Source organism: Agreia sp. Leaf210 (genome assembly GCF_001421485.1).
Classification (GTDB): Bacteria; Actinomycetota; Actinomycetes; order Actinomycetales; family Microbacteriaceae; genus Agreia.
The window spans coordinates 402437-415948 of the sequence record NZ_LMKK01000003.1 but is presented as its reverse complement, the minus strand read 5'-3'; the positions used below and the strand labels follow the sequence as shown (position 1 = coordinate 415948).

The following is a 13512-nucleotide window of genomic DNA, read 5'->3' as shown; positions in this document are numbered from 1 at the left end:
GCCTCCGTTAGTGCTCACGTGCCATGATACGCGGCGGTCGATTCACGACGAGGGTGTCGGCTCCGGCTTGGCCGCCGTCGCCTTCTCCGCCGCAGCGGTGATGCGGTTCGCCATTCCCGTGAAAATGACGCCGTGGAAGGGGAGGATCGAGAACCAATAGAGGCGCCCGCCAAGGCCGCGGGGAAAGAAGACGGCCCTCTGGTCGTAGATCGAGCCCGCTCCGTCTTTCGCGGGGGTCGCCCGCATCTCGAGCCAGGCGAGGCCGGGAACCTTCATCTCCGCCCGAAGTCTGAGAAGCGAACCTCGTTCGATGCTCTCCACCCGCCAGAAGTCGAGCGCGTCGCCATTGTGGAGCTCTGTCGCGCTTCTGCGCCCGCGACGCAGGCCTACTCCACCGACGAGCTTGTCCATCCATCCACGCGCCGCCCAGGCGAGCGGGAAGGAATACCAGCCATTCTCGCCGCCGATGCCCTCGATCACCTTCCACAGCTCAGACGGGGCCGCGCTGCTCGTACGCTGCTTGATGTCGAGAAAGACGGTGTGGCCTGCCCAGTCTGGGTCCGACGGCAGCGGGTCGCTGGCCGCGCCAAGCACGACCGCGTTCTGCCAGCTGGTCTCGACCGCTCCCGTCTTGACCTTCTCCAGAGCAAGCCGCACGGCGCGTCTGTAGGAGGTGAGCCCCCCATCGGGATCGGGAATGAGGGTGCGGATGTCGTCTTCGTGAGCGACGCAGTCGAATTGCAATGAGGCGATGATGGGCACGGCGAGAGCGCGCGGGATCGGTGTGACGAGGTTCACCCACTGCGACGCCAGCCACGGTGTCATCACGGGCAGCGCGGCGATCGGGCGCTGTTTCAATCCGGCCTCGAGCGCGTAACCGTTCATCATCTGCCCGTAGCGCAGGACATCGGGCCCGCCGATGTCGAAGGTGCGATTGACATCGGACGGCACGGTCGCCGAGTGGACCAGATAGTAGAGCACGTCGCGGATCGCGATGGGCTGAATGCGATTGCGGACCCACCGCGGAGCGGGCATGTACGGAAGGACGTCGGTGAGGTGGCGCACCATCTCGAATGATGTCGAACCCGATCCGATGATGACCCCTGCTTGCAGCGCGACCGTGGGTACGCCGGAGGCGAGGAGGATGTCTCCGACGCGCTTCCGGCTCTCCAGATGCTCGGAGAGGCGACCGTTGTCGGGGTGCAGGCCCCCGAGGTACACGATGCGCTTCACACCCGCGTCCTTCGCCGCCTTCGCGACATTGCCGGCAGCCGCTTCCTCTTGTTCCCGGAAATGACCGGGCTTGCCCATCGAGTGCACGAGATAGTAGAGAACCTCGACGCCTTCCATGGCCGCGGGCAGCGTGCTCGCATCGTCGAGATCGCCCGTGACGATCTCGACCTCCGACGCCCAGGGCACGTCTGTGAGCTTGACCGGATCGCGCACCAGAACGCGCACCAGGAATCCGGCGTCGATCAGACGGGGAACGAGGCGACCGCCGACGTATCCTGTCGCACCGGTGACGAGAACACGAGACTGCGCAGCTTTTTCCATTCCCTCACGCTACGGGGCCGAGCCAGTGGCCTGGCAGGCATTGACACGCTGGAGAGCAGTCTCGGCACACTGCCAGCGCAGCATCAGCGCTTCGCCAGTGCTCGGTGGTTCTTCGTCAGTGCTTGGTGGTGTGGTTCCAATCGACCGGTCGACCTCGCAGGAGCTCGGACAGGTCGTCAAGTCGCTCGGCCCAGAACGCCGCTACCGCGCGTGCCTCTGACGCCGCGAGAGACGCGTCGTGCACGACGGTCACCGTGCACGATCGGGGATCTGAGGCCAAACCGGGAGCAAGGTCGAAGGAGAGCCTGACGTATGGATCGAAGTCGATGCTGAGCCTTCGCAGCGGTTCGCTCTCGTCGATGGTGCCGAACCAGTCTGCCTCGTGCGGCTCGCCGAGGGGCCACACGATGGCGAAGCGGCCGCCGACGCGGCCATCGGTCAGGACGTGGCCGAGCCAACCGTCGAGAAGCACGGGGTCGACGAGACACGGCCACACGACGGATGCAGGAAACGGAACCAGGAGCTGCGACTCGACGGCGCGGCGGGGGCGCATGGGAGCTGCGTTCGCGTCGAAGACCATATGCTCACGATATCCGGCACGACCGACAGGCGAGACTCGTGCGCTCGGGGTGTGCGAGCCCCGTGGCCTAGGCTGGCTGGGTGTCAACAGAGACCCTCACGACAAGCGCGTCGACCCCTGACCAGATCCACGGACCGGGAGTCGTGCTCGCGGTCGATTTCGGTGGAACCAAAGTCGAATCGGGTCTCGTCGACGAGACCGGAGCCCTCCTCATCGGCAGCCGCTTCCGGCATCCGACGGGTCGAGACCGCTCCTCCGACGAGCTCCGTGACGCCGTGGTGTCCGTGGTCACGTCGACGCTCCAGCAGCTCCCCGAAGGCACCACACTTCTGGGCGTCGGTATCGGAGCGGCCGGACCGATCGACCGCGAGAGGGGCCGTGTCTCCCCCGTGAATCTGCCCGCGTGGCGCGACTTCGCCCTGCGCGACACCGTGGCCGCCACCACGCGCGACCTCGGGCACGACGCGCCCGTCAAGCTGCGGCTCGACGGGCTCTGCATCACGCTCGCAGAACACTGGGTGGGCGCCGGCCGAGGTACCGACAACATGATGGGCATGATCGTCTCGACCGGTGTCGGCGGCGGCGTCGTCTCCGGCGGAGCGGTCGTCGACGGATTCTCCGGCAACGCGGGGCACATCGGGCAGCTCGAGGTGCCCGGTTTCACCGACGTGGATGCCCCGTGCACGCTCGAGGAGATCGCGTCGGGCCCGCACACGGTCGCGTGGGCACAGGCGCGAGGCTTCGAGGGCGAGACCGGCGAGGACCTCGCCGCAGCCTATGCAGAGAAGGATCGCATCGCCGTGGCCGCCGTGACTCGCAGCGGAACGGCGATCGGTCGTGCGATCGCCTCGGTCTCGACGCTGCTCGATCTCGAGGTTGTCGTCATCGGAGGCGGCTTCTCGCTCGTCACGCCCGACCTCTTCGACATCATCCGCACCGCGATCGACCGCTACTCGCGGTTCGACTACGCCCGTCGCGTCGAGGTTCGTCCTACCGGCCTCGATACCGACGGACCACTCATCGGCGCCGCGGCCCTCGTCTACCGATCGGTCTGAGCCAGCAGCTCTCGAACGCGCACGACGTCGTCGTTCATCTGTTCGATGAGCGGTCCGACGCCCGTGTACTTCACCATGCCCCGGATGCGATGGGTGAACTCCACGTCGACGACGTGGTCGTAGAGGTCGATGTCCTCGTCGAGCACGAACGCTTCGACCTGTTTCTGAGGCACCCCGGTGAAGGTCGGATTGTTGCCGACGGAGATGGCCGCTGGGTAGCGCACGCCATCATCGGTGAGCCATCCGGCGTACACGCCATCGGCGGGAATGAGACCCTGCGACTCCGGAGACAGATTGGCAGTCGGGAACCCGAGCTCTCGCCCCCTCTTCGCGCCGTGCACGACCATTCCGCGGACGGTGGGGATGTGACCGAGCAGCTCCGCCGCCCCTTCGACATCTCCGTCTCTCAGAAGCTCGCGGATCCAGGTCGATGACACCCTCCGGTCACCATCGAGCCGCACGTCGTCGATGAGTTGCACCTCGAACCCGTGCTGTCGACCGAGTTCGCGTAGCAGTCCGACGTCGCCCGCGCCGCGCGCCCCGAAGCGGAAGTCGCTGCCGACCAGAACGATCTTGGCGTGCAGGGCATCGACGAGCATCCGCGAGACGAACTCCTCGGGGGTCTGGTCTGCGAAGGCCCTGTCGAAGGTGAGCACGAGTGCCGCATCGACACCCGTCGACGACAGCAGCTCGATCTTGCGCTCTGTGCCCACGAGGGTTGCGGGACAGCTGCCCGGTGAGAGCAGCGCGAGCGGATGCCTGTCGAAGGTCACGACGACACTCGCGAGCGACTGCGCGTCAGCGACGCCGAGAAGCTGACGGATGACCGCCCTGTGCCCGGCATGCACGCCGTCGAACTTGCCGATGGTTACGGCAGTGCGGCCGATATCCGCGGGTACGGAGTCGAGGTCTGTGAACACTCTCATGCGGCGTCCGGCGGGGTGTCTCGTTCGATCGCAACGACCCGCGCACGGCGCGATCGAAGCCAGATCATGCCCAGGATGGGGAGGAACAAGGGGATGAACAGATAGCCGTTGCCGTACCACGACCACACGCTCGGCCTGGCGAAGAGCTCGGGGTGAGTGAGGCTGAGGGTGCCGACCACGAGTACCCCCACGAGCTCGAACGTGATCGTGATCCAGGCCACGCGGTACCAGACCCGCCCCGGCGCGATCAGCGCGATGGTCGCGACGATGTAGACCACGCTGGCGAGGGCCGACAGCCAGAACGCGAGCGGTACCTGTTGCGAGTCTTCGACCGAGTGGGCGATCTGCACGAACGAGCGACCGGTCGCTCCGAGGGCGAGAATGCCGTAGACGACGATGAGTACCCTGCCGACACCCTTCGAACGTGTCGAGCGGGGCGCGGAAGCTGTGAGTTGTGGCATGGCTAATCGAGTTTACAACCCGCGTGAGGCCGCTCTCCGTCAGGCTCCCTGCACGAACCAGATCACGTTCATCCGATAGACCATCACGGCGATGGCCAAGCACACGACTCCCAGGATCACCGTGCTCCAGCGCGTTCTCTCCACAAGGGCCCAGAACACCCCCGCCGCCGGCAGCAGGAGTGCAGAGATCAGGTAAGTGTAGAACTCGAGAGGGTCGCCGCTCGGGCTGTTGCCCGCGAACGGAGACACGATGGCCGAGACCAGCTGCGCTACCAGCAGCACCTCGACGAGTGCCACGACTCCGAGCGTGTAGTCGTTCGGCTTCCGCCCCGCGAAACCGAGGGCAAGGCACAGGATGCCTCCTGCCACGGCGACGACCACCTGCGCGATGGTGAACCACTCGATCATGCCGACGCACCGCTCGGGGTCTGCTGCGGGTCAGGAGGAAAATTCACCAGCGTCTTCGCTCGACCAGCCGAGATGGACACGAGGCCGACCAACCGACCGTCCGGAGCGATCGCGGCGACCGGACCCGCGGCATCCGGAACGTCGTCGCCGAGCTCGAGTTTCTTGCCATGCCCCAGATCGACGCTCTGCGGGGCTGTGAGGTCGAGGATCTCGAAGAGTCGCGAGGCCGTCGCGGCGGGCCCCTCGAGCGCCTCGGCCACGACGACGGTCTCGAGATCGAAGGCCTCGGACACGCCGAACGGGCCGATACGCGTGCGCCGCAGGGCGGTGAGATGTCCACCGACTCCGAGAGACGAACCGAGGTCACGGGCCAGGGCGCGAATATAGGTTCCCGACGAGCACACGACCCGCACATCGAGGTCGATCACCGCGGCGCCGTCGGGTGTGCTGGCAGAGCGCTGTTCGAGGACCTCGAACTCCGACACGGTGACCGGTCTCGCGGTGAGCTTCACCTCGACGCCCTCCCGTACGAGAGCGTACGCGCGCTTGCCGTCGACCTTGATGGCGCTCACCGAACTCGGGGTCTGCTCGATGTCGCCCGTCAGGTCGGCGATCCCAGTCCGGATGTCCGCCGCCGTGATGACGCCGATCGCGCCCGACGGCGCAACAGAGACGAGTTCTCCCTCGCGGTCGTCCGTCGTCGTCGCCACGCCGAGTCTGATCGTCGCCAGGTACTCCTTGTCGAGACCGACGACGTAGGTGAGCAGGCGTGTCGACGTGTTCACGCCGAGCACCAGCAGCCCAGTTGCCATGGGGTCGAGTGTTCCGGCGTGCCCGACCTTGCGCGTTCCTGCTATGCGGCGGGTTCTGGCGACCACGTCGTGGCTCGTGAGGCCCGCCGGCTTGTCGATGAGGAGGACACCGCTTCGGGTCGACGGCTCGGCTTTGTCACGTGTGAACTGGTCTGGCACCCCTCAACTGTAAACGCGCCCCGCCCACTGTTCGGGCCGCCCATGGGGCCATCGCGTCAGCAGCTGTCCGCGAACACCCTCCGAGGACGGTCGGGATCGGTGGTGTCGACGATGGCCGTCGCGCTGAAGCGCGGACCAGCCTCGGCTGTGTAGCGGTCGAGTGCCTCGTCGAGCGAGGCGTTCTTCGGCCTGGCCGGCGTCTCGAGGAAGATCGTGTAGTTGAAAGTGCCGCGCAGTTCTGCCCGCGCGAGGAATGGTCCGGCGACGACGAGGATGGCGTCGGCCGGCGCCGTTCGCCAGACGGGCTCGACGGCACGAGAAGCACTCTCGTCGAAGGCCGCCACCACGAAACCGGCGCTTCCGCCCAGGCGGAGAGGATCCACGAGCACGCGCCTGAACGTGGCGTAGTCGTAACGACGTTCGTAGTAGTCGCCCGAGCTATGCCGGGTGGCCTCGCCCGGAACCGTCGGCTGCACGAAGTCGTCGATCGATGCCAACACGGCCGCGTGACCCGCCCGCTCGAGGGCGGAGACCAGTTCACGGCCGAATTCGAGGGCACCGACCGCACCGTCGATGGCGACGATCGCCCGCCCACGACCGTAGTTGTGCACGATTTCGGTGGCCTGCGCATCGAAGAAGCGGCGGCTGTCTATGCGGTCTGGGGAGAGGTCTGATGACACCTGTCAAGTCTAGGCACGCGGTACGGCCCGCGGGTCAGTACGTCGAGCGATCATTGCTGTTCCGGGGTCGCGGCCGCTCTCAGTCACCCCGAGACGCCGAAGAGCGGCAGACACGGAGCCACGCCCGACGCCGCGACGCTCAGTCGAGCCGAGCTCGCCCACTCTGTCCTGTCGAGGCGAAGGCGATCAGAGACCACCACATCGTCGTCTCGGACATCTCGGGAGATGCCGTCTCTTCGATATCCCAGGCGTCGAGACACGCCCTGGGAGGCCGCATTGTCCTGGAAGACCTCGCTCACTGCGCTCTGCGCGTCGAGCTCGGCGAATGCCAGGTGCAGCAGTGCGGCGCGGGCCTCGGTTCCGAGCCCGCGTCTCTGGTAGTCGATTCCGAGCCACGATTCTGTCTTCACCTCTCGGCGCACTCGGAAGTCCCGGGCTCGCAAGGCCACCATTCCCACGGGCAGTCCATCGACGAAAACCGCGAGTTCGAGCTCCCACGACTCCGGAGTCCACTCGCCGCGCCGCCTCCAATGCTGCTGCACCACGTGAACGGCGCGCTCTCCCGGCGTCCCTTCTGTCCAGGGCACCAGGTACGGCCGCTCCCCGGGCGCGTGGACGCCCTCCGCAGCAATGCCGGCGAGCGTGGCGAGTTCATCGTCGTTCGGAGAATGGAGGACGACGCGCTCGGTCGTCAACCGCAGGTTCAGGAGGGGCCACAGGTCAGCGATCACGCCACGAGCATCTCACGACCTCACGGGTGCCGTCACGATCCGGCCGCGAAGTGAGCCTAGGCTGACACGGTGACGACGAACGCCCCGCCCATCGGCCCCTCAGGAGCGTCCGGCACGAGCGACTACGCCCGCTCATTGATCGAATGGTTCGAGGATTCGGCGCGCGATCTGCCCTGGCGCGCTCCAGGCTTCGGCGCCTGGGGCATCCTCGTGAGCGAGTTCATGCTGCAGCAGACGCCCGTCGCGCGCGTCATACCCCGACTCGAGGAGTGGCTCGCTCGGTGGCCCACCCCCGAGGCGCTCGCCGCCGACTCCCCCGGCGAGGCCGTGCGTGCATGGCAGTCGCTCGGATATCCGCGACGGGCGCTGTGGCTGCACGCCTGCGCCGTAGCGATCACCGAAAGACACGCGGGCATCGTGCCGTCCGACGTCGCGGCGCTCAGGGCGCTTCCGGGCATCGGCGACTACACCTCGAGGGCCGTGGCCGTCTTCGCTTACGGCCACAGGCATCCGGTCGTCGACACGAATACCCGCCGCGTCATCGCCCGCTCGGTCGAAGGACGCGACGACGCGGGACCTCCCAGCGCTCGACGCGATCTCGAGGCCATGGAGCGTCTCCTGCCCCACGACGAGCACGACGCCCGTCGGTTCAACGCGGCCATCATGGAACTCGGTGCCGTGGTGTGCACGGCGCGCCGACCGGGCTGCGATATCTGCCCCGTGCGCTCGCTGTGCGCCTGGCGTCGAGCAGGCTTCCCGGACACGGGTGGGCCGAAGAAGAAAGTGCAGAAGAGGTTCGAGGGCTCCGACCGTCAGGTGCGTGGTCTGGTCCTCGCTCTCCTTCGCACGAGCGAGGCCACCCAGGGCGTGTCCACGGGTGCCGTCGATGCGGTCTGGCACGACAGCGTGCAGCTCGAGCGGGCCGTCGACGGTCTCGTCCGAGACGGCCTCCTCGCCCGAACACCGGGTGGCTTCGCCCTTCCCTCGTGAGCGGCCCTATGCTGGCCAGCAGGTCGACAGAAGAAGGCGGTAACACGATGAGAGCTCACCTCGGGGTAGCAGTCACCCTTCTCGCGGTCGTGCTGACCGGATGCGCGGGGGCTCCGTCCGACGGCCAGCCCACGACCGCGCCAGCCACCACAGCCACGCCCACGGCCAGCCCCGAAGCGGGCGCGGCCGAGACCACGCCCCCGGCACCCGAGCCCGCCGCACACGCGATCCCGACCGACTGCGCATCCCTCATCGCTTCGACGCCTTTCGCTGCCACGTTCGGCAGCTGGCCGTTGAACGATCCGTCGGTGGTCGGAAGCCCGGACGGGCCCTACTACACGCCGACCGGATCCATCGCGCCGACCTCCGCACCGAGCGGCGCGACTCTGCTCGAGTCGATGCTCGCCGCAACCGAACTCCGGTGCGTGTGGAGAGACCCGCAGGCCGACATCACGAACCTGTCCGTCGAGATCGGCCAGGCCGATCCTGGCGTCTCGGCCCCGTACCTGCAGTCGCTGCCCGCCGATGGATTCAGCTGCACCCAGGAGGCCGCCGGCCAGACGTGCGTGAAGTCCGAGACAGAGACGAAGTACAACGTCGAGATCGGTGAAACCGTGCTCGTGCGCGACGGCGTGTTCATCCGGGTGAGCCAGGCCAACGTCTCGACTCCAGGTCTGTTGGACACCCTCGTCAGCGACGTCTGGAATTAGATCGGCGCACCCCGCCGCCTAGGCTAGGCCTATGCGAATCGCCGTGATCGGAGCAGGAGCGATCGGGGGTACCATCGCGGCGCTCCTCGATCGCGTGGGACATGACGTGGCCATCACGGCGCGCGGCGATCAACTGCAGACGATCCGCACATCCGGTCTGCGCATCGCGGGTGGCTGGGGTGAGCACACGGCCCGGCCCCGGGCATCCGCCGTGCTGGAGACGGCGCCCGAGCTCGTGTTCGTGTGCACCAAGGCACAGGATGCGGCGGGTGCGATCACGGTGAATGCCGAGAGCCTGGTGGGGATCCCCGTCGTCATCGTGCAGAACGGACTCGATGGGGTTCGCCTTGCGGAAGAACTCCTGCCCGACTCCCCTGTCATCGGGGCGATCGCGATCTATGCCGCGAGCTATCTGAAGCCGGGCCTCATCGACGTGACCGCTGCGGGACCCACCGTCATCGGCACAGACGATCCTGCCCGGCGGGATATCGCCGCCCACATCGCATCCGTGCTCGGTGCGGCGATGCCGACGTTGTTGGTGGCCGACTTCCGCGGCGCGCAATGGTCGAAGCTCATCGTGAACCAGGTCAATGCCATGCCCGCCATCACCGGTCTGTCTGCCCAGGAGACGCTCGTGCATCCGGTGCTCGGACGCATCGTCACGGCCAGCATGCGCGAGGCCGTGCGGATCGGTTTGTCTACCGGAGTCCGGTTCGCATCGCTGCAGGGCCTCAGCCAGCCCGTGCTGCGGGCCTTCGCGCTCGCGCCGATCTCCATCGGGCGAGCGCTCCCGAGGCTGATGGCCGCGCGAATGGGCGACACGCCGAATCCGGGATCGACCCTGCAGAGCATCCGGAGGGGCCAGCCCACCGAGATCGACTTCCTGCACGGAGCCGTCGTCAGGGCTGCATCCGAGGCAGGACTGACGGCACCGATCAACGAGCGACTCACCGAACTGGTGCACAGGGTAGAGAAAAGCGGCGACTTCCTCGGTGTGGAGGAAGTCGCCGCTGAATTCGCTTGACCAGCTAGCGCGGTCAGTGACGAGGAGCCGACACCGGTTCGTTGTCGTTGTCGTCGTCTTCGTCGTCGAGCTCGTCGAGCTCGTCGTCGCCCAGTTCGCGCGGCTTGATGTACGGATCGGCGTCGCCGGCGTACTGAGCCTCGCGAGCGAGCCGCAGGGTCTCGGCGTCTCGCTGCTGCGCTTCGGCCAGGAGACCGTCGATCAGCTGGGCGTTCTCGGGAATGCCGTCTGGAATGAACTCCAGGCTCGGAGTGAGGCGGGCCGTGATGTTCTTGCCCACCTCGCTCCGCAGCATTCCCGTGGCGCTCTTCAGAGCAGCCGCGCTGTCTGCGCGCTCCTCGTCTGAGCCGTACACCGTGTAGAAGACCGATGCGTGCTGCAGGTCGCCCGTCACCCTCACATCCGTGATGGTGACGAAGCCCAGGCGGGGGTCTTTCAACCCCCGCTCGAGCGTCTTCGCGACGATGACCTGGATTCGCTCTGCCATTTTTCTGGCGCGTGCGGGATCAGCCATGGTGCTTTCCGTTCTCTTTCGAAGCTGCGATCGAAGTCCGTGAGGACTAGACGCGCGGCTTCTCCTTCATCTCGATGGTCTCGATCTCGTCGCCGATCTGGATGTCGTTGAACTTGCCGAGGCCGATACCGGCTTCGAAGTCCGTACGAACCTCGGTGACGTCGTCCTTGAAACGACGCAGCGACTCGATGGCCAGGTTGTCGCCGACCACGACGCCGTCGCGGATGACCCGCGCCTTGGCGTTTCTCGTGATGGTTCCCGAGCGCACGATGACACCGGCGATGTTTCCGAACTTGGAGGAACGGAAGACCTCGCGGATCTCCGCCACACCCGACTGCACCTCTTCGAACTCGGGCTTGAGCATGCCCTTGAGCGAGTTCTCGATGTCTTCGAGCGCGGAGTAGATGACCGAGTAGAAGCGCACGTCGACACCTTCACGAGCGGCACGCTCGCGCGCCTTCGTGTCGGGGCGCACGTTGAACCCGATGATGATCGCGTTGTCGACCGTGGCCAGGTTGACGTCGGACTCCGTGACAGCACCCACACCGCGGTGGATGATGCGCAGCTGAACCGAATCGTCGACCTCGATCTTGAGCAGCGACTCTTCCAGCGCCTCGACGGCACCGGAAACGTCACCCTTGATGATGAGGTTGAGCGACTCGACCTTGCCCTCTTCGAGTGCACGGGTGAAGTCCTCGAGCGAGATGCGCTTGCGGCTCTTGGCCAGCAGCGCGTTGCGCTCGACGGCTTCGCGCTTCTCGGCGATCTGCCGGGCGGTGCGGTCGTCTTCGGTGACCAGGAACGTGTCGCCGGCGCGGGGCACCGTCGAGAGTCCCTGCACCTGCACGGGGCGGGCGGGCGTAGCTTCGGTGACGATGTTTCCATCCTCATCGTGCATTGCCCGCACCTTGCCGTAGGCGGTTCCGGCGACGATCGGATCTCCGACGCGCAGCGTTCCCGACTGGATGAGCACGGTTGCAACCGCACCACGGCCCTTGTCGAGCTTCGCCTCGATGGCGACGCCACGGGCATCCTTGTTGGGGTTGGCGCGCATGTCGAGACCCGCGTCCGCGGTCAGCAACACGGCGTCGAGGAGTTCCTTGATACCGATGTTGTTGAGAGCAGACACGTCGACGAACATGACGTCTCCGCCGTACTCCTCGGCGACGAGGCCGAACTCGGTGAGCTGCTGGCGCACCTTCGCCGGGTTCGCACCGACCTTGTCGACCTTGTTCACCGCGACCACGATCGGCACGTTGGCAGCCTGGGCGTGGTTGAGTGCCTCTACCGTCTGCGGCATGATGCCGTCATCGGCAGCGACAACCAGGATGGCGATGTCGGTGACCTGCGCACCACGGGCGCGCATGGCGGTGAACGCCTCGTGGCCCGGGGTGTCGATGAAGGTGATCTTTCGCTCGACGCCCTCGTGCTCGGCCGAGACCTGGTAGGCACCGATGTGCTGGGTGATGCCACCCGCTTCGCCTGCAACGACGTTCGCGCTGCGGATCGCGTCGAGGAGCCTCGTCTTACCGTGGTCGACGTGACCCATGACCGTCACGACGGGCGGACGGATCTCGAGAACGTCGTCGGTTTCGTCTTCGAGCTCCTGATCGATGTCGATGTCGAAGCCACTCAGCAGCTCGCGATCCTCGTCCTCCGGAGAGACCATCTGGATCTTGTAGCCGAGCTCTTCACCCAGGATGTCGAAGGTCGCCTCGTCGAGAGACTCCGTCGCCGTCGCCATCTCACCGAGGTGGAACAGCACGGTGACGAGGTTTCCGGGGCTCGCGTCGATCTTGTCGGCGAAGTCGGTGATGGATGCTCCGCGGCGCAGTCGCACCACGGTCGAGCCGTCACCACGGGGAACGCTGACGCCTCCGAGCGACGGGGCTTCCCGCAGCTCGAATTCAGCCCGCTTCGTACGCTTCGACTTACGTGCCTTGGCACGACCGCCTCCACGACCGAAGGCTCCGGCCGTTCCTCCGCCGGGGCCACGACCGCGGCCGCCACCACCCGCGGGGCGAGGCGCACCGAAACCGGGCGTCGCTCCAGGAGCGCCGCCGGGGCGCTGGAAACCGCCGCCCGCCGGGCGAGCGCCGCCCGCACCACCGGGGCGGAATCCGCCGCCGGCACCCGCGGGACGCTGGCCGAAGCCGCCGGGGCGTGCGCCCTGGCCTGCGCCGCCGGGACGCGGAGCGCCCGGACGAGGCGCGCCGGGACGAGGCGCTGCCGGACGCGGGATCGCGCCGGTCGAGCCTCCACCGGTGCCCGCGCGGGGTGCCGGTGTGGTGCCCATGCCCTGCTGGCTGGCGAAGGGGTTGTTGCCGGGGCGCGGGGCGCCGGGGCGCTGCATGCCCTGCTGGCTGGCGAACGGGTTGTTGCCCGGGCGGGGGGCACCGGGTCGCGGCGCTCCACCGGCGGGAGCGGTGTCGCCCGTAGCCACGGGGGCGGCGGGCTGACTCGTCTCGACGGCGGGAGCCGGGGTCGGGGTCGCAGCGGGAGTCTCCGCCGGTGCAGCAGGTGCGGCAGCGGGGGTCGGAGTCTCCACGGCCGGAGCCGCGGGAGCCGCAGGGGTGGGTGCGGCGGGTGCCGCGGGACGCGCCGGTCCGGGGGTCGCCGTCGTCCGCGCTCCACCGGGGCGGGCGGGTGACGGGGCGGCCTTCGCCGGAGCGGGCGTCGAGGCGGCCGCGCCGGCACCGTCAGCGAGAAGGGCTTCCTTCAGGCGACGGGCGACGGGCGGCTCGATGCTCGATGACGGGCCCTTGACGAACTGACCCATTTCTTTCAGCTTCGCGAGGGCGATCTTGCTGTCGACGCCGAGTTCGGCGGCGACTTCGTGTACGCGTGGTTTTGCAGCCACAATTCTCCTGTCTGGGATCCGCTCCCAAACAGGGGCAGACCATTAGTT

The 13512-nt window shown here is 67.3% G+C and carries 14 protein-coding genes; 4 read left to right on the top strand and 10 right to left on the bottom strand.

Annotation, left to right across the window (positions count from 1 at the left end; all coding sequences use genetic code 11):
* Positions 1-42 precede the first annotated feature (42 nt).
* A complete protein-coding gene (locus ASE64_RS12375) occupies positions 43-1554 on the bottom strand; it encodes an SDR family oxidoreductase (RefSeq protein ID WP_055780906.1) in 1512 nt (503 codons plus the stop codon).
* A gap of 115 nt (positions 1555-1669) precedes the next feature.
* Positions 1670-2134: an SRPBCC domain-containing protein gene (locus ASE64_RS12370; RefSeq protein WP_055780904.1), complete on the bottom strand. Its 465-nt coding sequence runs from the start codon at positions 2132-2134 to the stop codon at positions 1670-1672.
* An 80-nt stretch (positions 2135-2214) separates the two neighbouring features.
* On the opposite strand from ASE64_RS12370, the gene ASE64_RS12365 reads away from it, so the two are divergent.
* Complete coding sequence (locus ASE64_RS12365; protein WP_235480612.1) at positions 2215-3189, top strand: ROK family protein; 975 nt, start codon at positions 2215-2217, stop codon at positions 3187-3189.
* Here ASE64_RS12365 and ASE64_RS12360 read toward each other — a convergent pair.
* From ASE64_RS12360 to ASE64_RS12335, 6 genes are all read right to left on the bottom strand, one after another.
* Positions 3174-4115, bottom strand: a complete 942-nt coding sequence (locus tag ASE64_RS12360) for a bifunctional riboflavin kinase/FAD synthetase (RefSeq protein ID WP_055780901.1) — start codon at positions 4113-4115, stop codon at positions 3174-3176. The genes ASE64_RS12365 and ASE64_RS12360 overlap by 16 nt on opposite strands.
* Complete coding sequence (locus ASE64_RS12355; protein WP_055780898.1) at positions 4112-4576, bottom strand: hypothetical protein; 465 nt, start codon at positions 4574-4576, stop codon at positions 4112-4114. Before ASE64_RS12355 ends, ASE64_RS12360 begins: the two co-directional genes overlap by 4 nt.
* Before the next feature lie 39 nt (positions 4577-4615).
* Positions 4616-4984: a hypothetical protein gene (locus ASE64_RS12350; protein WP_055780895.1), complete on the bottom strand. Its 369-nt coding sequence runs from the start codon at positions 4982-4984 to the stop codon at positions 4616-4618.
* Complete coding sequence (gene truB, locus ASE64_RS12345; RefSeq protein WP_055780892.1) at positions 4981-5955, bottom strand: tRNA pseudouridine(55) synthase TruB; 975 nt, start codon at positions 5953-5955, stop codon at positions 4981-4983. Before truB ends, ASE64_RS12350 begins: the two co-directional genes overlap by 4 nt.
* Positions 5956-6011: 56 nt before the next feature.
* Positions 6012-6635 carry a hypothetical protein gene (locus ASE64_RS12340; protein ID WP_156351870.1) on the bottom strand — a complete coding sequence of 208 codons (624 nt, stop codon included), beginning with the start codon at positions 6633-6635 and terminating at the stop codon, positions 6012-6014.
* A gap of 83 nt (positions 6636-6718) precedes the next feature.
* Positions 6719-7366: a GNAT family N-acetyltransferase gene (locus ASE64_RS12335; protein WP_055780886.1), complete on the bottom strand. Its 648-nt coding sequence runs from the start codon at positions 7364-7366 to the stop codon at positions 6719-6721.
* 69 nt (positions 7367-7435) lie between these two features.
* On the opposite strand from ASE64_RS12335, the gene ASE64_RS12330 reads away from it, so the two are divergent.
* Genes ASE64_RS12330 through ASE64_RS12320 form a run of 3 tightly spaced genes read left to right on the top strand, consistent with a single transcriptional unit; the run spans position 7436 to position 10090 of the window.
* On the top strand, positions 7436-8356 hold the full coding sequence (locus ASE64_RS12330; protein ID WP_442853835.1) for an A/G-specific adenine glycosylase: 921 nt from the start codon (positions 7436-7438) through the stop codon (positions 8354-8356).
* Between the two features lie 47 nt (positions 8357-8403).
* Positions 8404-9066: a hypothetical protein gene (locus tag ASE64_RS12325; protein WP_055780882.1), complete on the top strand. Its 663-nt coding sequence runs from the start codon at positions 8404-8406 to the stop codon at positions 9064-9066.
* Between the two features lie 31 nt (positions 9067-9097).
* A complete protein-coding gene (locus tag ASE64_RS12320; RefSeq protein WP_055780879.1) occupies positions 9098-10090 on the top strand; it encodes a ketopantoate reductase family protein in 993 nt (330 codons plus the stop codon).
* Between the two features lie 13 nt (positions 10091-10103).
* Here the strand turns inward: ASE64_RS12320 and rbfA are convergent, their stop codons facing one another.
* The gene (rbfA, locus tag ASE64_RS12315; RefSeq protein ID WP_055780877.1) at positions 10104-10604 is read right to left on the bottom strand and encodes a 30S ribosome-binding factor RbfA; all 501 of its coding nucleotides are present in this window, start codon (positions 10602-10604) and stop codon (positions 10104-10106) included.
* Positions 10605-10650: 46 nt separating this feature from the next.
* A complete protein-coding gene (infB, locus tag ASE64_RS12310) occupies positions 10651-13464 on the bottom strand; it encodes a translation initiation factor IF-2 (protein WP_055780874.1) in 2814 nt (937 codons plus the stop codon).
* Between the last annotated feature and the right edge of the window lie 48 nt (positions 13465-13512).